Source organism: Marivibrio halodurans (assembly GCF_017963645.1).
GTDB classification, from domain to species: Bacteria; Pseudomonadota; Alphaproteobacteria; order UBA8366; family Aestuariispiraceae; genus Marivibrio; species Marivibrio halodurans.
In genome coordinates this window covers 365,004-381,828 of the sequence record NZ_JAGMWN010000004.1, presented here as the reverse complement: position 1 = coordinate 381,828, position 16,825 = coordinate 365,004, and the positions used below count along the sequence as shown (strand labels likewise).

15 protein-coding genes are annotated in these 16,825 nt (G+C 67.4%); 10 read left to right on the top strand and 5 right to left on the bottom strand.

Going from position 1 to position 16,825, the window contains the following annotated elements:
• Positions 1 to 25: 25 nt before the first annotated feature.
• From KAJ83_RS19640 to KAJ83_RS11010, 4 genes are read left to right on the top strand one after another with little or no spacing between them, the layout of a single operon-like run.
• On the top strand, positions 26 to 847 hold the full coding sequence (locus KAJ83_RS19640) for a MotA/TolQ/ExbB proton channel family protein (protein ID WP_210682121.1): 822 nt from the start codon (positions 26 to 28) through the stop codon (positions 845 to 847).
• A complete protein-coding gene (locus tag KAJ83_RS11020; RefSeq protein ID WP_210682120.1) occupies positions 810 to 1,235 on the top strand; it encodes an ExbD/TolR family protein in 426 nt (141 codons plus the stop codon). Before KAJ83_RS19640 ends, KAJ83_RS11020 begins: the two co-directional genes overlap by 38 nt.
• A gap of 10 nt (positions 1,236 to 1,245) precedes the next feature.
• A complete protein-coding gene (locus tag KAJ83_RS11015) occupies positions 1,246 to 1,650 on the top strand; it encodes an ExbD/TolR family protein (RefSeq protein ID WP_210682119.1) in 405 nt (134 codons plus the stop codon).
• Positions 1,650 to 2,600, top strand: a complete 951-nt coding sequence (locus tag KAJ83_RS11010; protein ID WP_210682118.1) for an energy transducer TonB family protein — start codon at positions 1,650 to 1,652, stop codon at positions 2,598 to 2,600. Before KAJ83_RS11015 ends, KAJ83_RS11010 begins: the two co-directional genes overlap by 1 nt.
• 505 nt (positions 2,601 to 3,105) lie before the next feature.
• On the opposite strand, the gene KAJ83_RS11005 is transcribed toward KAJ83_RS11010, so the two are convergent.
• A complete protein-coding gene (locus KAJ83_RS11005) occupies positions 3,106 to 3,819 on the bottom strand; it encodes a helix-turn-helix domain-containing protein (protein WP_210682117.1) in 714 nt (237 codons plus the stop codon).
• Positions 3,820 to 3,846: 27 nt separating this feature from the next.
• Positions 3,847 to 4,446: a GNAT family N-acetyltransferase gene (locus KAJ83_RS11000; protein WP_210682116.1), complete on the bottom strand. Its 600-nt coding sequence runs from the start codon at positions 4,444 to 4,446 to the stop codon at positions 3,847 to 3,849.
• 397 nt (positions 4,447 to 4,843) lie between these two features.
• Here KAJ83_RS11000 and KAJ83_RS10995 point away from each other — a divergent pair, with 397 nt between their 5' ends.
• The 4 genes from KAJ83_RS10995 (at position 4,844) to KAJ83_RS10980 (ending at position 11,447) form a co-directional block, all read left to right on the top strand.
• Positions 4,844 to 5,284 carry a helix-turn-helix domain-containing protein gene (locus tag KAJ83_RS10995; RefSeq protein WP_210682115.1) on the top strand — a complete coding sequence of 147 codons (441 nt, stop codon included), beginning with the start codon at positions 4,844 to 4,846 and terminating at the stop codon, positions 5,282 to 5,284.
• Positions 5,285 to 5,473: 189 nt separating this feature from the next.
• Positions 5,474 to 6,619 carry an efflux RND transporter periplasmic adaptor subunit gene (locus KAJ83_RS10990; protein WP_210682114.1) on the top strand — a complete coding sequence of 382 codons (1,146 nt, stop codon included), beginning with the start codon at positions 5,474 to 5,476 and terminating at the stop codon, positions 6,617 to 6,619.
• Positions 6,619 to 9,885: an efflux RND transporter permease subunit gene (locus KAJ83_RS10985; protein ID WP_210682113.1), complete on the top strand. Its 3,267-nt coding sequence runs from the start codon at positions 6,619 to 6,621 to the stop codon at positions 9,883 to 9,885. Before KAJ83_RS10990 ends, KAJ83_RS10985 begins: the two co-directional genes overlap by 1 nt.
• Positions 9,882 to 11,447, top strand: coding sequence for an efflux transporter outer membrane subunit (locus tag KAJ83_RS10980; RefSeq protein WP_210682112.1), 1,566 nt, complete (start codon positions 9,882 to 9,884; stop codon positions 11,445 to 11,447). Before KAJ83_RS10985 ends, KAJ83_RS10980 begins: the two co-directional genes overlap by 4 nt.
• Before the next feature lie 15 nt (positions 11,448 to 11,462).
• Here the strand turns inward: KAJ83_RS10980 and KAJ83_RS10975 are convergent, their stop codons facing one another.
• Both KAJ83_RS10975 and KAJ83_RS10970 read right to left on the bottom strand, forming a co-directional pair.
• Positions 11,463 to 11,993, bottom strand: coding sequence for a response regulator (locus KAJ83_RS10975; protein ID WP_246484437.1), 531 nt, complete (start codon positions 11,991 to 11,993; stop codon positions 11,463 to 11,465).
• 72 nt (positions 11,994 to 12,065) lie between these two features.
• Positions 12,066 to 13,214 carry an iron-containing alcohol dehydrogenase gene (locus KAJ83_RS10970; protein WP_210682111.1) on the bottom strand — a complete coding sequence of 383 codons (1,149 nt, stop codon included), beginning with the start codon at positions 13,212 to 13,214 and terminating at the stop codon, positions 12,066 to 12,068.
• A 188-nt stretch (positions 13,215 to 13,402) separates the two neighbouring features.
• Between KAJ83_RS10970 and KAJ83_RS10965 the strand changes: the two genes are divergently transcribed.
• Together KAJ83_RS10965 and KAJ83_RS10960 are read left to right on the top strand one after the other, a co-directional pair.
• Positions 13,403 to 14,071: a histidine phosphatase family protein gene (locus tag KAJ83_RS10965; RefSeq protein ID WP_210682110.1), complete on the top strand. Its 669-nt coding sequence runs from the start codon at positions 13,403 to 13,405 to the stop codon at positions 14,069 to 14,071.
• A 119-nt stretch (positions 14,072 to 14,190) separates the two neighbouring features.
• Positions 14,191 to 14,604: a PaaI family thioesterase gene (locus KAJ83_RS10960; protein WP_210682109.1), complete on the top strand. Its 414-nt coding sequence runs from the start codon at positions 14,191 to 14,193 to the stop codon at positions 14,602 to 14,604.
• Positions 14,605 to 14,611: 7 nt separating this feature from the next.
• Here the strand turns inward: KAJ83_RS10960 and KAJ83_RS10955 are convergent, their stop codons facing one another.
• Positions 14,612 to 16,717, bottom strand: a complete 2,106-nt coding sequence (locus KAJ83_RS10955; RefSeq protein WP_210682108.1) for a 3-hydroxyacyl-CoA dehydrogenase NAD-binding domain-containing protein — start codon at positions 16,715 to 16,717, stop codon at positions 14,612 to 14,614.
• Between the last annotated feature and the right edge of the window lie 108 nt (positions 16,718 to 16,825).

Sequence of the window (16,825 nt, the reverse complement as noted above, 5' to 3'; positions counted from 1 at the left end):
AAGTGCTTTCAAGGAGTAGGTAGGCGTGGACGAAACGATCGAGAACGGCGCCGAGGGCGCGGCGTCTGCCGGCGACGCCGTGTCCGGGATGAACGGTGCGGCCGATGGCATGGTGGATGGTGCCGTGGCGGGCGATCCGGGCATGTTGGCGCGCGCCCAGGAGCTGCTGGCCGCTGGCGGGCCGGTGGTGGCGATTCTTCTGTTCATGTCGGTGATCGCAGTGGCGATCGCCCTGGTCAAGGTGATGCAGTTCCGCGCGGCGCGGGTCGGCGACCGACGCGCGGCGCGCGATGCGCTGGTCTTGTGGCGGCACGGGCGCCGGGGCGAGGCCTTCGCGCGGGCGGAGCATTCGCGCAATCCGGCCGCGCAGGCGGTGTGGCGCGCTATGATCGGGCTGCATCGCGGCTTGCCGGAAGCGATGGTCCGCGAGGAGGTCATGCGCTATGGCGCTTCGGCGCTCGAGGCCTTGCGCGCCTGGTTCCGCCCGCTCGAAGTGATCGCCTCGCTCGCCCCTCTGCTCGGATTGTTCGGCACGGTGTTGGGAATGATCTCGGCGTTCCAGCAGTTGGAGGCCGCGGGCAATCAGGTCAACCCGGCGATCCTGTCGGGTGGTATCTGGGAGGCCTTGCTGACGACCGCCGCGGGTCTGGCCGTCGCCATCCCGACGGTCGTGCTGCTCAATTGGCTGGAGCGCCGGGTCGATCGGCTGGCGCATGAGATGGACGATCTCGTCACCCGGGTCTTCACCGAGGATCTGACGGATTCAATCGGCGCCGTCGATTTCGGCGCGGTGGAAAAGGACGCGCGCGATGCGTCGGCAGGCTACCGTACCGCCAAGGCTGGTTGAACGGGGGCGCCCGCGGCGCGCGCTGATAAGCCTGACGCCGCTGATCGACGTCGTCTTCATCCTGCTGGTGTTCTTCATGCTCGCTTCGAGCTTCCTCGATTGGCGCTCGATCTCGCTCGAAACGCCGCGCGCGTCGAGCGGTGGGGGCGCGATGGAAGGGGCCGTTCTGCTGGAAATCCGGGCGGACGATGTGCGTCTTTCCGGCCAATCCACCACGCTGGACGGTGCGATCGCGGCCTTGCGGCAGCGACTCGCGGAGCGGCCGGACCTGCGGGCCTTCCTGCGGCCCGACGATGGGGTGTCGCTGCAACGGACGATCGAGGTCCTGGACAGGGTCGATGCGCTCGGCCTGCGGGAGATGTCGTTGGTCGGCGCGCCCGGTCGATAAGGAAGAAGGCATGCATTTCGACACGCCGAAGCCGCGCAACGACGATGAGCGGATCCTGCCGCTGATCAATGTCGTCTTTCTGCTGTTGATCTTCTTCATGCTGGCGGGCGCGCTCACCTCGACCGATCCGTTCGAGGTGGAGGCGCCGCGCTCGGCCAGCGAAAGCCGGCCGGCCGATCACGATATGCTCATCCATATAGGCTCCGACGGTGCGCTCGCGCTCGATGGAGAGCGCGTCGCGCGCGAGGCAATGCTGTCGGCGATCGGCACGCGCCTTTCCGACGCGCCTGAAACCCGCGTGAAGGTCAAGGCCGATGGCGGTCTCGCCGCCCGCGAGGCCATCGCGGTGATGCAGGATTTGCGCGGTGTCGGTGTGAAGCGGGTCGATCTGCTGACCGTGCGGGAGGGGGAGTGATGGTGCGGATCGGTCCGGCCCGTTGGGTAACCGCGCTCGTGCTCGCCCTGGTCCTGCATGTTGTCACGGTCGTGGCGATCCTGTGGGAGCCCGCCCAATCCGGCGCGCAGCATGCCGGCGTCGCCGGTGTCGAGGTTGGGCTCGGCCCCTCCGGCGGGGCGGCTGGTGGTCCGGTCGCCGCCGCCGCGCCGGCGGAAGCCCAGCCCGTGGAGGCCGAGACGGCGGAGCAGGCCGAGCCCACGCCGCCAGAGACCGAAATGGCGGAGGCCGAGCCGGTCGAGGCGGTCGAACCGCCGCCGCCCGAACAGACCGCCCCGGAGGAGCCGGAACCGGTCGAGGCCGAACCTGTCGTGCCGGAACCCGCGGAACCCGAGCCGATCGAACAGGTCGAGCCCGTCGAGCCCGTGCCGCCGGAAACCGAGGTGGTCGAGACGACCGAAGCGCCGACCCCCCGGATGAAGCCGCCCGAGCCGCAACCGGTCGAGCCGCCGACCCAGGTCGCGGAAGCCCCGGCGGCGCAGCAGGTCGAGGCCGCCGAGACCGAGACGACGGAGGCCCCGTCCGAAACCGCCTCGACCGAAGGGGCGGCGGGCAAGGCCGGGAACAAGGCGGCGCCCGATGCCGGCAGCGGCGACGGTTCCGCCAGTGGCGGCACGCCGGGCGCGGCGCGTGACTATCTCTCCGCGCTTCAGGCTTGGCTGGAGCGGCATAAGGAATATCCCCGTCGCGCCCAGCGCCGTCGCCAGGAGGGGGAGGCGTTGCTGTATTTCTCCATGGACCGTGACGGCCGTGTCCTCGATTACCGGGTGCAACGCAGTTCCGGTCACGAGGTGCTGGATCACGAGGTGGTGGCGATGATCGAACGCGCGCAGCCCCTGCCGGCCATGCCCGACGAGATGGGGCAGGATCGGCTCGAACTCGTCGTGCCGGTGCGATTCTTCCTGCCCTGACGGTTCCTTTATCCAGACCGATGGCGCGCGCGGGCTGGATCACGCCCCGCGATGCGGGGGGAGGGCGTATTCGCACGGTGGTGAATCGCGCGTCCATTCACGTGCCGTTAACGACTGGCGATGCATCTTCGCGCCGCATCCAAGGAGGATCGTGAAGATGTCCACTTTCATGCGCCGCCCGCCCTATTTCGACCGGCTGAGCGAGGCTCGGGCCGATCTTCGTGACCTGTGCCGCACATGCGATCGCACGACACCGGATCGACGTGACACGGCCTCTTGCCCGCACCATGCGTCCTGTGCCGTCTCTCGTTGCGTCGCCCGGTTGGAGGAGGCCATCGCCGGGGCGAAATCTGCGCGCCCCATCTCCGTGCCCGATATGGGCTATGCCGCTTCTTGTCCGCTGGCGACGGGGGGATCGTTCACTCCATTTGCCTTCGGCTCGATCGATCGGCGGGCCGTCGCGGGCGAGCGGGATTAGAGCCCGATGATATCATATCATCAGGCTCTAGCGCCAATAGGCGGCCGGCGTGCGGACGGCCACCGCGACCGCGCCGGCGAAGCTGGAGACACCGAACCGCTTGGCGATCTGCTTGTGGCGTTTCTCCAGCATCCGGGGCGAGATGCCGAGAGCGTTGGCCTGTTCCTCCGCCGTTAGTCCCGGGTGCTCGATCTGTATGCGCAGAACGTCGCGCATGGCATCCGAAAGTGGAATCAACTGACGGGGAATACGGACCAGAATATCCGAATCCATCAGAAACCTGTCGAGTTGGGAGGCAAGGCAACGCAGTGCCGCCGCCTGGCCCGCGATCATCGCGCGCGCCCGGCCGTCCCGCGGAAAGCCGAGCACGGTGATCGTTCGGGTCGTGGCCAAGCCCCCCGGCACCACTAAACCGTCCGCGACACCGAACGCCCGCCACACCCGTTCGGCCGCCTTCGCCCCTCCGCCCGCGCCGAGCGCGGCACGAGCCTGATCGAAGGCGAAGAGTTGCCAATTGGCGCGCACCGCCTGGGCGACGGCGCATTCCTGGTCGGCATCCGTACCGTAATAGTGGGCGAAGAAACCGGCCGGAAAGCGGTCCCAGGTCGCCACGGTGTCCGGCTCGTAGCGTTGCCAGAAGAGGAACGGAATTCCTGACGCAAGAAGCGCATGATGCAACGCCTCCACGTCGTGGGCCGCGGCGACTTCCGCCAACAGACCGCTCGCGCCCTTGCTTCCCATGCGATTCGCCGGTCCTTCGGTCGGCATTCAGGCGGCCTCCCGCTCCAGCGGCGCGGAGAGGTGGAGCGCGGCCTTCTCGCGCCAGGCGTAGAAGAAATCCGCCTCGCGCCCGCCGGCTTCGTCGGAGGTCGAGCCGAGGCGGGAGAAGCGCGCCTCGATACGTTGATAGCGCACGCCGTTATAGACCACCGGCGGCGCGTCGACGCGGCGGAACCCGAAGCGTTCCCAGAAACGGAGCAGACGGTCGTCCGCCACCTCGCCGATGACCCGCTCCACCTGCTTGAAGCGGGTGTAGTCGGCGGCGGCCTCGGCCAGTGCGCGCAGCACCTTCATGGCGAGCTTGCCGCTCGGCACGCTTGCGAAGCGCTGCCATGTGGCGACGCCGCCATCGCCGCTGGACAGGATGCGCACGCGTATCGTGCCAACCGGCACGCCTCTTTCCAGGGCCAGGAGGTGCGTGGCCCCGCTCATGTCGTTGCCGTCGAATTCCTCCGCGTAAGGTTCTCCCTCGCGGCCCAGGAACGCGGCCGACCTGACCGCGAAGCACTGCATCAACTCGTCCATCGTGGTGACGAGACGAATCTCCAGCCCGTGATATGTCGTGCCGGTGATCTTGCCGGTATGCATGGCCAATGACCCCTTTCCGTCCATCCGTTGCGGCCGTCGATCCGGGGGCGTTCCCGAACCGCGTTCCCGATCGTGTCCCCGATCGTATTCCCCCGGGGGGACGCGGCTGGCGCGCGACCGGGGGCTCGGGGCGCGCATGCCGGTCCGCGCGGAGCCGGGTCGGCCGCGACCCCAACCTATAGTTTACGCAAGCGCGCGCGAAATTCTAATTTAACGTTGCGCCATGCGGCAAAGCGGTTACACTAAATCTAATATATGCCGTGGGTTCGATGCCCGTCCGGCATGCCGCTCCGGGGATGGTCCCGGCATGGCGGTCTTCCAAGAGAAAACAGGATTGTCCCGCTTCGGTTGCGTTTTCGCGGACCGGCGGCGGCGGTCAGCTATCGAGGAATGAGCCATGCCGGATCGAATTGACGCCCATGTCGGCCGCCAGCTCCGCGCGGTGCGTGAGGCCCGCGGTTTCAGCCAAGTGCAACTCGGCCAGGCGGTCGGGCTCAGCAACCAGCAGATTCAGAAGTACGAGAACGGCGCGAACAGGATCGGTGCCAGCCGGCTGTGGCAGTTCGCGACGCTTCTGAACGTCAATATCGAAACCTTCTATGCCGGGCTGGATACCGAGGACGTCAATTCACCCGCATCGGATATCGCCCGCAGCGCGGCGCGCGAACGGCGATTGCGCGGCATAGCGCTCGACCTGGAACGGATCGAGAGCGAGGCACTGCGCGACCAGATTCACTCCCTTATCCTCGCGGCGCAGGGGCGCGGGGAGGGAGCGCCGAAGCCTTCCGATGACGACGACGGGAGCGGTGCCGTGAATAACCGCCGCGACGCGGCCTAGACCGACCGGCGTCGTGAGAAACGATATGATCGGTTTCGTCCTTGCCATGAAGGGTCGCGTGTCCCGGATACCGTCCGTGGATAATTTCCGACGAGGATAATCGTGGCGGCGCAGCGAATCGTATATCCCTTCGAGGGATAAGAGGATGGGCGCGTCGCGCGCCCGAAAGGCTGGAGTTTCGCCCACGCAATGTCGATCGTTCGCCAATTGTTGGTGATCGGTGTCCTGGCCCTTTTGGGATACGGGCTTTGGAACATCGACGACCCCGCCCTGCGTCAGATGATCGGAGTTGAACCGCCGGCCGGCAATGGCGGTTCCGCGACGCCGATCACGCCGGAGGCGGAAGGGGTCCCGGTGGTCGTCGCGCCGGTCGTGCGTGTCCGCGCGGATACGGTTATCGAGGCCGTGGGGAGTGGACGCGCGCAACAATCCGTGACGCTTTATCCGCAGGTCGGTGGCGAGGTGTCGGAGGTTCTGTTCGAGGCCGGCGACCATGTCGAGGCCGGCGCGCCGCTAATGCGGCTGGACGACCGGCGCGAGCAACTCGCGCTCGACCTCGCGCTCGTCGCCGTGCGCGATGCCCGACAGACCCTGGAACGGTTCAAGCGTGCGGTGCGCACCGGCGCCGTTTCGGAAAGCGAGGTGGACACGGCGCAAACGACGCTGGACCGCGCGGAGTTGGAGCGTGATCAGGCCGAGGTGGCTTTGGAGGATCGAACCTTGCGCGCGCCCTTCGACGGCGTGATCGGGATCGCCCAGGTCGAACCCGGCGACCGGGTGACGACCGATACCGAGATCGCGAGCTTCGACGATCGCTCCAGCCTGTTGGTGGATTTCGAGGTGCCGGAAGGGTTTTTGACCCGATTGTCGCTGGGGCAGCCGGTTCGCGCCCGAACCTGGAGCTTGGCCGACCAAGTGTTGGCCGGAAAGATCAGTGCCATCGACGCGCGCGTCGATTCGGTCTCGCGCACCGTGCGTGTGCGTGCGCGCCTCCCCAATGACGAGGACATCCTGCGCCCCGGCATGGCCTTTGCCGTTTCAATCGACATGGCGGGGGAGGAGCGGGCCGCCGTCCCCGAGGTCGCGGTCCTCTGGGGGCGCGACGGCGCCTATATCTGGCGCGTGGATGCGGAAGGCCGGGCCGAGAAACTCTTCATCACGGTGAAATCCCGCAGGCGCGGCCGCGTTCTGATCGAGGGAGGACTTCGGGCTGGCGACGAGGTTGTCTTCGAAGGGGTTCAGCGGATGCGCGAAGGGGTGAAGCTCAGCATCACCGACCGGCGTGAGCCGGCCCCGCTCGACGGAACCGCCGGGGCGGGAAGCGGGCCGAGCTGATGGCGGGCGAGGGCGAAAGCGCCGGAACGGAACCCTCCGGCGATGGAGGCGGCCAGGACAGCCCCGGCCGCTCCTTGCGCGCGGGCGTTTCCGGTCGGTTGCTCAGCGGAGTGCCGGCACTCTCGATCCGCCGTCCTGTCCTGGTCGTCGTCGCCAATCTATTGATCGTGATCGCCGGGCTGGCCGCCATATTGGGGGTCGAGGTGCGGGAGCTTCCGGATATCGACCGGCCGACCATCTCGATCCGGGCGGTGTGGGACGGCGCCGCGCCGGAGACGATGGACTCCGAAGTCACCAGCGTGATCGAGGGGGCGGCCGCCCGCGTTCCCGGCGTCCGCTCGATCGAGAGTTCGAGCGAGGAGAACAACGCGCGCATTCGCGTCGAGTTCAATCCGGGGGTCGATCTGACAGAGGCCGCGAACGACCTGCGCGAGGCGGTCGCCGGCGTGGAGCGGGAACTGCCGGACGGGGTCGAGGATCTTACCGTGGTCAAGGCGGACGCGGATGCGGAGCCGATCATCCGCCTCGCCGTCGTCAGCGACAGCCTGAGCGAGGCGGAGTTGACCGAACTGGCCGACGAGGAGATCGCGACAGACTTGTCGAGCGTGGCCGGAGTCGCGGAAGTTCGTCTTTTCGGTGATCGTGAGCAGGTTCTGCGCGTCGTCGTCGATCCCTTGAAGCTTGCCGGCTACGGGCTGACGGTCGATCAATTGGCCGCCGTCCTGGACCGCGCCAATTTCGACGTACCCGCCGGCAGCTACAAATCCGACGATCAGATGCTGATCGTGCGCGCCGACGCCTCGATCTGGCAGACCGAGAAGATCGAGAACCTGATCGTGCGCGATCACCTCCGGCTGGGGGACGTGGCGGAAATCTTCTACGGTCCAGCGGACGCGACCTCCTATGTGCAGGTGGACGGCCAGCGCGTCATCGGCCTGGGGGTGGTGCGTCAGGCGCAGTCCAACACGGTGGCCATCTCGGATGGGATCGCGCGCGCGGTGGATCGGATGAACGCCCGGCTGAAACAGGCGCGGATCGTCATGGTCTCCGACGACGCCGTCTTCATCCGCAGCGCGATCAAGGAGGTTCTCGTCACCCTCGGCCTGGCGGTGGTGATCGTGATCGCGGTGATCTATCTTTTCATGGGGTCGATCCGGCCGACCCTTATTCCGGCGGCGACGATTCCGGTCGCGCTGATCGGCACGGTGGCGGCGATCTGGCTCGTCGGCTTCTCCATCAATATCCTGACACTGCTCGCCCTGGTGTTGGCGACGGGGCTCATCGTCGATGATTCCATCGTCGTTCTGGAGAATATCCAACGTCGCCGCGCCCAGGGACTCGCTCCCTTCGCGGCCGCGGCTGCCGGCACGCGCCAAGTCTTCTTCGCCGTCCTGGCGACGACGGCCACCTTGATATCGGTTTTCGTGCCGATCTCCTTCCTGCCGGGCACGGCCGGCCGCCTCTTCACGGAGTTCGGCTTCGTTCTCGCGATCGCGGTGGTGCTTTCCTCCGTGGTGGCGCTCACGCTCTGTCCGATGCTGGCCGCGCGCCTGCCCGATACCCGCGACCGGCCGGACGATCGCCGCACGGCGCAAGGCAGCGGCTTGGGCGCGATCGGCAAGCCCGTCGCCGATCTCTTCGCGCGCATGATCGATTGGGCGCTCAAGGCACCTCTGATCGTGGTCGCCATCGCGCTGGCGGCGGCGGTCGCCTCCGCGGTCCTGATCCGGGATATCGATCAGGAACTCGTCCCGGTGGAGGATCGTGGCGTTGTCCTGGTCTGGATGAGCGGGCCGGACGGTGTCGGCCTCGAATACATGGCCCGTCAGGTCGAGAAGGTGGAGGAGGCGCTGCGGCCGCTGCGCGCCGACGGCACCGTGCAAACGATCTTCAGCATCGTCGGCCGGTACGACATGCACCGCGCCTATACCGTCGCGCCGCTGCAACCCTGGGAGATGCGTACCCGCTCGCAGCAGGAGATCGGCGACAGCCTGCGCCGGCAACTGGCCGGGATTCCGGGGGCCAATGTCCGTATCTTCTCGCCCAACAGCCTGGGGCTTGGCGGGGGGACCGGGGGCTTGGAAATCGCGCTTCTCGGCAATGACTATCAGGAACTGGCGGACGCGGGCGACGCGATGATGGCCGCCATGCAGGAGCGGTTCCCGGGCAAGATGGACGATATTCGTCTATCGTATCAGGCGACCCAGCCGGAACTCTCCCTTGAGATAGACCGGCGACGAGCATCCGATCTGGGCATCCCGATCGAGGGGATATCGACCACGCTGCGGGCCATGGTCGATGGCTACGAGGTGACGGACCTTACCGTGCGCGACGAATCCGTCCCGGTCATGCTGCAATCGATGGCCGGTACGATCGACGGGCCGGAGGATTTGCGCAATCTGTTCGTCGCCACCGAGGATGGCCGGATGATTCCGCTGGTTTCCCTGGTCTCGGTCAGCGAATCCGGCGTCGCGACGGAACTCGACCGTAATGCCCAGAAGCGCGCGGTGGAGATTGATGCCGCGCTTCTACCCGGTTACGAATTGAGCGATGCGATCCCGGATATCGAGGCGCTCGGCGACGAGGTGCTGCCGCAGGGCATAACGCTTCGATTGCTTGGCGAGGCTGAGACGCTGGAGCAGACGTCGATCGACGTCGCGGTCACCTTCGGCGTCGCGATTCTGGTGGTGCTGTTGGTTCTGGCCGCGCAGTTCGAGAGCTTCAATTCCGCGCTGGTGATCATCCTGACCGTGCCCTTCGGGGTTTCCGCGGCGATCTTCGCGCTGTTCCTGACCGGAACAAGCCTCAATATCTATAGCCAGATCGGCCTTATCATGCTGGTGGGCTTGATGGCGAAGAACGGAATCCTGGTGGTCGAGTTCGCCGACCAACTGCGCGATCAGGGCTATTCCGTGCGCGCGGCGGTGCGCAACGCGGCGATCGTGCGCTTGCGCCCGGTCATGATGACAATGCTGTCGACCGTGATCGGCGGTCTGCCCTTGATCCTGGGCGCGGGGGCGGGCGCGGAGGCGCGCGGGGCGATCGGCTGGGTGGTTTTCGGTGGGCTCGGCCTCGCCACGCTCTACACGCTCTTCCTGGCGCCGGTGATCTATCTCGGCCTCGCCCGCTTCGTGAAGCCGCGCGCCCATGGTGGAGAGCGTCTGGCGCGTGAGATAGAGGAGGCCGGCGACGCGGTCGAACGTGACAGCGACGTCTCGCAGGATAGTTCTTCGTCGGACGGTCGCGCGCCGTCGGGGGCGGCATGAGTATGAGGGCCGGGCGAGGCCTTCGCACCGGGGTTGTCTTGCCGCTGTGCTTCCTGCTCGGCGGGTGCCTGGCCTGGGTGGATAAGTTGGGCGAGACCGTCGGTCCCGATTACGTGCCGCCCGAGAATACCGACCTGCCGGCGGACTATGCCGGGCCCGCGCCCGAACCCCTGCCAGAGCAAGCCAGGTCGGAGGAAGGGCTCGTCGAGGACGAGGAGACCGCCGGGCGCGAGAATAGGGGCAGGACCATCGGGGTCTCGCGCGACTGGTGGCGGGCCTTCGGTGATCCGCTGATGACCGACCTCATCGACCGGGCGCTCGCCGACAATCCGGTGGTGCGTCAGGCGGACAGCCGCGTCATCGAAGCGCGCGCTTTCGTGCGTGCCGCGCGGGCGGGGGAGGAGCCGACACTGGACCTCGACGCCGATGCCGGGGTCGAGGGGCGGCGAACCTATGCCGATCCGGAATCCGCGGAAAGCCGGACGCTCGGCGGCGTGGCCGGCCTTTCGGCCGTTTTCGATTGGACGCTGGATTTGTTCGGCGCGGTGGAACGCGAGACCCAGGCCGCCGAGGCCGACCTGCGCCGCTTGGAGGCGGAACGCGGCGATATCGCGCTTGCCACCGCCGCGGACGTGGCGCGCCGCTATACCGATGTGCGCGCGTCCCAGATACGCCTTTCGCTCGCCGATCAGGCGATAGAGCTTCAGCAGGAATCGCTCGGCTTGGTCGAGGGGCGGGTCGATAGCGGCCTCGCCTCGCAACTGGATTTGACGCGCGCGCGCGCGGAACTCGCAGCCTTCCAGGCGGACCGCGCGCCGGTACGCGGTGAGTTGCGCGCCAACCTGGCGGCCCTGGCCGTGCTGACCGGGGCACCGCCGGGCGATCTGCCGCCGGCGGTGGAGCGCGAGGGCGCCCTGCCGATGCTGGGGGTGGGACCGGACTATGGCGTGCCGCTCGACATGGTGCGCCGGCGCCCGGACATCGCCGCGGCCGAGCAGGCGATTGTCGCCGCGACGGCGGAGATCGGCGTGGCCGAGGCCGCGCTCTACCCGGCCTTCCGCCTGCCGGGGGAAATCGGGATCGATCTGAGCGATATCGCCACCGGCGAGTTGGTGACGTCGATCGTCGGCTCGCTTTTCCTGGCGATCGACGCGCCGCTGGCCGATGGCGGATTGCGCGAGGCGGAGTTGGAGGCAGCGAGGGCACGCGCGCAGGAGGCGGTGCATGCCTATCGCGAAACCTTGTTGGCGGCCTTGGAGGAGGTGGAGACGGCGCTGGAGACCCTGGCGGCCGCGCGCCAGCAGGTAATCTCGCTCGAAGAGGCGACGGTCGCGAGCCGGCAAGCCTTCCAGCAGGCACAGGATCGTTATCGCGAGGGATTGGCCAGCTATCTGGATGTGCTGGATGCCCAGCGGGTGCTGGTCGATCGTCGGCTGGCGTTGACCGAGGCGCGCGCGGAGATGACGCGTCAAGCCATCACCCTCTATCAGGCGACGGGCCTGGGCGTGCCGAGACGCCCCGACGAGGCACGGGATGGTGAAGAGGCGGCCAACCGGATCTGAGCGACCGGTCGACGGTCAGTCCCCGGTCCGGTCGTCGGTGTTCTCGCCGTTCTCGCTTTCGTCATCCATGGAGCGGCGCGACACGCCGAGAAAACTCTCGATCTTCCGCCTGCGGTCGGGGCCGAAATAATCCCCGATGCGAACGAACGGCCGGGGATGCTCGATCACGGCATGGATACGGGAATAAAGATCGATCGGTGTCACGGGCTTGGCCAGGAACTCGCTGATGCCCGCGTCGCGCGCGGCCTCGATGCGGTGCTTCTCGGTGTGCGCGGTCAGCATGATGATCGGCAGGAAGGGATCGGGGCTTTCCGTGTCGGTGCGTAGCCGTCGCGTGAATTCCAGCCCGTCCACCGGTTGCATGACCCAATCCAGGATCACGATATCCACCGGATTGACCTTCAACGCGCCGAAGGCATCGTGGCCGTCCGTGCATTCATGCACGTCGCGGATGCCGAAGCTTTGCAGGATACCCCGGATGAGGAAGCGCATATGGTGATTATCGTCCACCACCAGGACGCTCAGTCGTCGAAGGTCCAGAGCCATGCGATCCTCCCATATCGCAGAAACGATAATGCGCGTAAGGGGCCTGCCCGCCCCTGGGACGCGCTTTGCCGTTTAGCCGATGCAGGCTGCCAGAAGGTCGCGTAGATTGTCGCGGTCGAGCGGAATAGGATTGCCGCCGCAACTTGGATCATGGCTCGCCATTTCCGCCAGCTTGTCCAGTTCGTCGGCATTGGCGCCGAGCGCGGACAGCGTGCGTGGGATCGAGAAGCTGTCGTTGAAATCCTGCACGAAGGCCTGAAAGCCCTCGAACCCGCCCGGAATGTTCAGATAGGCGGCCGCGGTATCGAAGCGCTCCCGGATCGCCGGGGCGTTGAAGGCCAGGACCGCCGGCATGCAGATGGCGTTGGTCGTGCCGTGATGGGTGTTGAAGACCGCCCCGATCGGATGGCTGATCGCGTGGATCGCGCCGAGGCCCTTGGCGAAGGCGGTGGCGCCCATGGCGGCGGCGCTCATCATATGGGCGCGCGCCTCGATATCCGCGCCGTCGGCATAGGCGCGCGGCAGGTAATCCTTCACGAGGCGCATGCCCTCCAGCGCGATTCCCTGGCTCATCGGATGATAATGCGGGCTGGAGAAGGCTTCCACGCAATGCGCGAAGGCGTCGAGGCCGGTTCCCGCCGTGATCGCCGGTGGCATGCCGACGGTCAGCTCCGGGTCGCAGATCACGACGCTGGGCATGATCCGGGGGTGGAAGATGATCTTCTTCTCATGCGTCTCGCTGTTGGTCAGGACACCGGCGCGGCCGACTTCCGATCCCGTGCCGGCCGTCGTCGGGACCGCGACGATGGGGGCGATCCGGCTGGCGTCCGCGCGGGTCCACCAGTCGCCGATATCCTCGAAATCCCAGACGGGGCGGGCTTGGCCGGCCATGAAGGCGACCAGCTTGCCGAGATCCAGGCCGGACCCGCCGCCGAAGGCGATCACCCCGTCATGCCCGCCATCCTTGTAGGTGGCGATACCGGCGGCGAGGTTCTTTTCCGTCGGGTTCGAATCGACGTCCGCGAAGAGCGCGCGGCCCAAGCCCGCGCCGTCCAGCACGTCGAGCGCCGTTGCCGTGACCGGCAGGCTGGCAAGCCCCCGGTCGGTGATGAGAAGCGGGCGCTCGATCCCGGCCTGCGCGCAGGCTTCCGGCAGTTCGGCCACCCGGCCGGCGCCGAACTTGATGGCGGTGGGGTAGGACCAATTGCCGGTAAGCGTCATGCTCTACTCTCCTCGTTCACGGCGGGTATCGTCCGGTGATGGCCGGATCGCGACGGTCTTTGATTGGCACTAACGAGGGTGATTTCCAAGCCCAAAGCACGGTGAGACCGCTTCCGCCCCGTTGATCCGCCAGGTGGGCTACACGATGATCGGGCAATGATCGCGTTCGGCCGGCGAGGAGGGAATGGGTGAGTGAGATTCTGTTGATACGCCACGGTCAGGCATCCTTCGGGACGGCGGATTACGACCGTCTGTCGCCGCTGGGGCATGAGCAGGCGGGTGCCCTCGGCGCGGCGCTCGCCCGCCACGGTCTGGTGCCGGACGCGCTGTTCATCGGGACGCAACGGCGGCATCGGGAGACGTTGGAGGGGCTGGCGCCCGCGCTCGGCCTCGATCCGGCGCGCGCGGAGAACCTTCCCGGGCTGGATGAATTCGATACGGATGGGCTGATGGCCGCGCATTTCGCGAAGACCGGGGCGCCGGAGGGGCTGAACCGTGACCGGCGCGCGCATTTCCGCGCGCTGCGCGATAGCGTCCAGGCATGGCAGCGCGACGCCATCGCCGACCCGCCGGAGCGTTGGTCGGACTTCGAGGCGCGCGTGCGCGCGGCCTTGGAACGCCTCGCGGGGTGCGGGGCGGGGCGGGTTCTCGCCGTCAGTTCGGGCGGGCCGATCGCGCGTATCGTGACGGAGGTTCTGGAGGCACCGGCCGCTCAGATGATACGCCTGCAACTGCAAACCCGGAACTGCGCCGTGACCCGTCTCGTCGTCGGACGAAGCGGTCTTTATCTCCTTGGTTTCAACGAATTGCCGCATGTGACGGCGGTGGGGGACGACCGGCTCGTCACCTATAGCTGACGACCGCGGGGGAGCGCGCTTGCTGGACAAGCGGGGCGTCGCGCTGTACCCGAGAGCGGCTTCAAATCGCATCCGGGAGGGAAGGATATGCGGAAATTCCGGCCGGAAGGCCGTTCGTCATGACGGGCCCCGTCGATCCCGATCTGGTCGAGGACCCCTATGCCTTCCAACGTCATGTTGGCTTCCACATGACCGGCTGGGAGAAGGATTTCGCGCGGTTCGAATTGCCGCTCGCCCCGCATCTGATGAACCGATACGGGATTCCCCATGGCGGGGTCTATGCCCTGTTGCTCGATACGGTCATGGGCTATGCCGGGTGCTATACGGGCGATCCTGATCGGCGGCAATTGGCCATGACCCTGTCGCTGACAACCAATTTCCTGGGGCGTCCGACCGACGATCTTTTGATTGCCGAGGGACGCCGGACCGGCGGGGGGCGTTCCACCTTCTTCTCGGAAGGCACGGTGACGGATGGTGCCGGCACGGTGGTGGCCACCGCGACCGGCACCTTCCGCTATCGCAAGGGCGCGTAGCGCGCCCTCACCCCTCGTTCATGTCGGCGAAACGGTGGCCTTCCTCCGCCATTCGGCGCAGCAGGTCGGGCACCCGCCAGAAGTGCGCGTCCTCCCCGGCATAGCTCTCGATCCGCCGGACCAACTCCGCCGCGCCGACGGTATCGGCGTGATGCATCGGCCCGCCCCGGAAGCGTGGGAAGCCGTAGCCGAACAGCAGCACCGCGTCGATATCGATCGGGCGTAGGGCGATTCCGTCCTCCAGCACACGCGTGGCCTCCGCGATCATGGCGGTGGTGAAGCGGGCGACGATCTCCTCCTCGGTGAAGGTGCGCGGGCTTATGCCTGCTTTCCCGCGCTCATCCCGGATGATTTCCGCGACATCGGTATTGGGAGTCGGCTTCCCGCCCTCGGGGTGGAGGTAATAGCCGCGCCCGGTCTTGCGCCCGAACCAGCCCTGCTCGCAGATGCGGTCGGCGATGGGGACGTAACGCTCATCCGCCGGGCGGGTCGGGGCCTGGCGCTTGCGGGCGGCCCATCCGATATCGAGCCCCGCCATGTCCGAGACCGCGAAGGGCCCCATCGCCATGCCGAAGCCGGTCAAGGCGCGGTCGACCTCCTCCGGCATGGCGCCGTCCATCACCAGATAGTCCGCCGCCTTGCGGTAATGCGCCAGGATGCGGTTGCCGATGAAACCGTCGCAGACCCCGGCGCGTACCGCGACCTTGCGCAGCTTCTTGGCCAGCGCGAAGCCGGTGGCGACGACCTCCGCCGCCGTCCGCTGCGCCACCACGACCTCCAGAAGGCGCATGATATGGGCGGGCGAGAAGAAGTGGAGCCCGATCACATCCGCCGGCCGGCCGGTCACCGCCGCGATCTCGTCGATGTCGAGATAGGAGGTATTGGTCGCCAGCATCGCGCCCGGCTTCGCGACGCGGTCGAGGGTGGTGAAGATCTCCCGCTTCACCGCCATATCCTCGAACGCGGCCTCGATCACCAGATCGGCGGTCGAGAGCGCCTCCATGTCCGTGGTCGGCGTCAGCGCGCCGGCGAGGATCGCGGCGCGCTTCTCCTCGCTCAGCTTGCCGCGCTCGACCGCGGCGGCGAGATTGCCCTCGATCGTCGCGCGGCCCCGGTCCAGCGCCTCTTGGTCGCGCTCCACCAGCGTGACCGGCAGCCCGGCCAGCAGCAGGGCCGTCGCGATGCCCGCGCCCATGGTCCCGGCGCCGATCACCCCGGTCGACGCGATGGCGCGCGGCTCCGCCCCCTTCTCCGGGATGCGGGCGACGGCGCGTTCGGCGAAGAAGGCGTGGATCAGCCCGGCGCGTTGCGGGCTTTCCATGCATTCAAGGAACAACGCGCGTTCGCGCTTCACCCCCTCGGCGAAGGGGCGGGTGCTGGCGGCGACCGCCTCGACGCATTTATGTGGGGAGAAAAGACGCGGTTGCGTACGCTTCAGCGTCTCCGCCATCTCCTCGACGGCCGCGTCGTCCGGCGTGACGGAAAGCTCGGATGTCCGGCGTGTCGGCAGGCTGCCGGCCAACGCTTTCTTCGCCATCGCGAGCGCGATGTCGCGCGGCTCTCCCTCTTCTATCCGGTCCAGGAGGCCGAGATCCTTCGCCTCCCCCGCCGGGACATGCCGGCCGCTGGTGATCATGTCGAGCGCGGCACGGATGCCGGCAAGGCGCGGTGCGCGCTGGGTGCCGCCGGCGCCGGGCAGGATTCCCAGATTGACTTCCGGCAGGCCGATTTTCGTGCCCGGCAAGGCGATGCGGGCATGCGCCGCCAGCGCGATTTCCAGCCCGCCGCCGAGCGCGGTGCCGTGCAGCACGGCGATCACCGGCTTCTCCGTCCCTTCGATCGTGGCGCAGACCTCGGGCAGGGAGGGATCGCGCGGCGGCTTGCCGAATTCCTTGATGTCCGCGCCGGCGATGAAGGTACGGCCCTTGGCGTAGAGGGCGATCGCCTTCACCGCCGGATCGGCGGCGAGGCGTTCGAAGGCGGCCTTCAACCCCTCCCGCACGGCTTGGGACGAGGCGTTGACCGGCGGATTGTCGATGGCGACGAGCGCGATGTCGTCCACCATTTCGATGGAGATCGGGGACGGGGTGTTCTGGGTGCTGTTATCGGTCATGGGAACTTTCGGTTGATCCTGGGACAGAAACGGCCCGCCAGCGAAGGCGGAACGGGCATAGACATACCCCCACGAGGCCGCGCTGGTAAGCCCCGTGCGTTCGATGGG

Bases quoted from the DNA above. Each gene is read 5' to 3' on its own strand.
- KAJ83_RS10970 (WP_210682111.1), bottom strand. From the start codon at position 13,214: ATGACGCTTACCGGCAATTGGTCCTACCCCACCGCCATCAAGTTCGGC.
- KAJ83_RS10990 (WP_210682114.1), top strand. From the start codon at position 5,474: ATGTCGATCGTTCGCCAATTGTTGGTGATCGGTGTCCTGGCCCTTTTG.
- KAJ83_RS11000 (WP_210682116.1), bottom strand. From the start codon at position 4,446: ATGCATACCGGCAAGATCACCGGCACGACATATCACGGGCTGGAGATT.
- KAJ83_RS10955 (WP_210682108.1), bottom strand. From the start codon at position 16,717: ATGACCGATAACAGCACCCAGAACACCCCGTCCCCGATCTCCATCGAA.
- KAJ83_RS10980 (WP_210682112.1), top strand. From the start codon at position 9,882: ATGAGTATGAGGGCCGGGCGAGGCCTTCGCACCGGGGTTGTCTTGCCG.
- KAJ83_RS11020 (WP_210682120.1), top strand. From the start codon at position 810: ATGCGTCGGCAGGCTACCGTACCGCCAAGGCTGGTTGAACGGGGGCGC.
- KAJ83_RS11015 (WP_210682119.1), top strand. From the start codon at position 1,246: ATGCATTTCGACACGCCGAAGCCGCGCAACGACGATGAGCGGATCCTG.
- KAJ83_RS11005 (WP_210682117.1), bottom strand. From the start codon at position 3,819: ATGGGAAGCAAGGGCGCGAGCGGTCTGTTGGCGGAAGTCGCCGCGGCC.
- KAJ83_RS11010 (WP_210682118.1), top strand. From the start codon at position 1,650: ATGGTGCGGATCGGTCCGGCCCGTTGGGTAACCGCGCTCGTGCTCGCC.
- KAJ83_RS10975 (WP_246484437.1), bottom strand. From the start codon at position 11,993: ATGGCTCTGGACCTTCGACGACTGAGCGTCCTGGTGGTGGACGATAAT.
- KAJ83_RS10985 (WP_210682113.1), top strand. From the start codon at position 6,619: ATGGCGGGCGAGGGCGAAAGCGCCGGAACGGAACCCTCCGGCGATGGA.
- KAJ83_RS10995 (WP_210682115.1), top strand. From the start codon at position 4,844: ATGCCGGATCGAATTGACGCCCATGTCGGCCGCCAGCTCCGCGCGGTG.
- KAJ83_RS10960 (WP_210682109.1), top strand. From the start codon at position 14,191: ATGACGGGCCCCGTCGATCCCGATCTGGTCGAGGACCCCTATGCCTTC.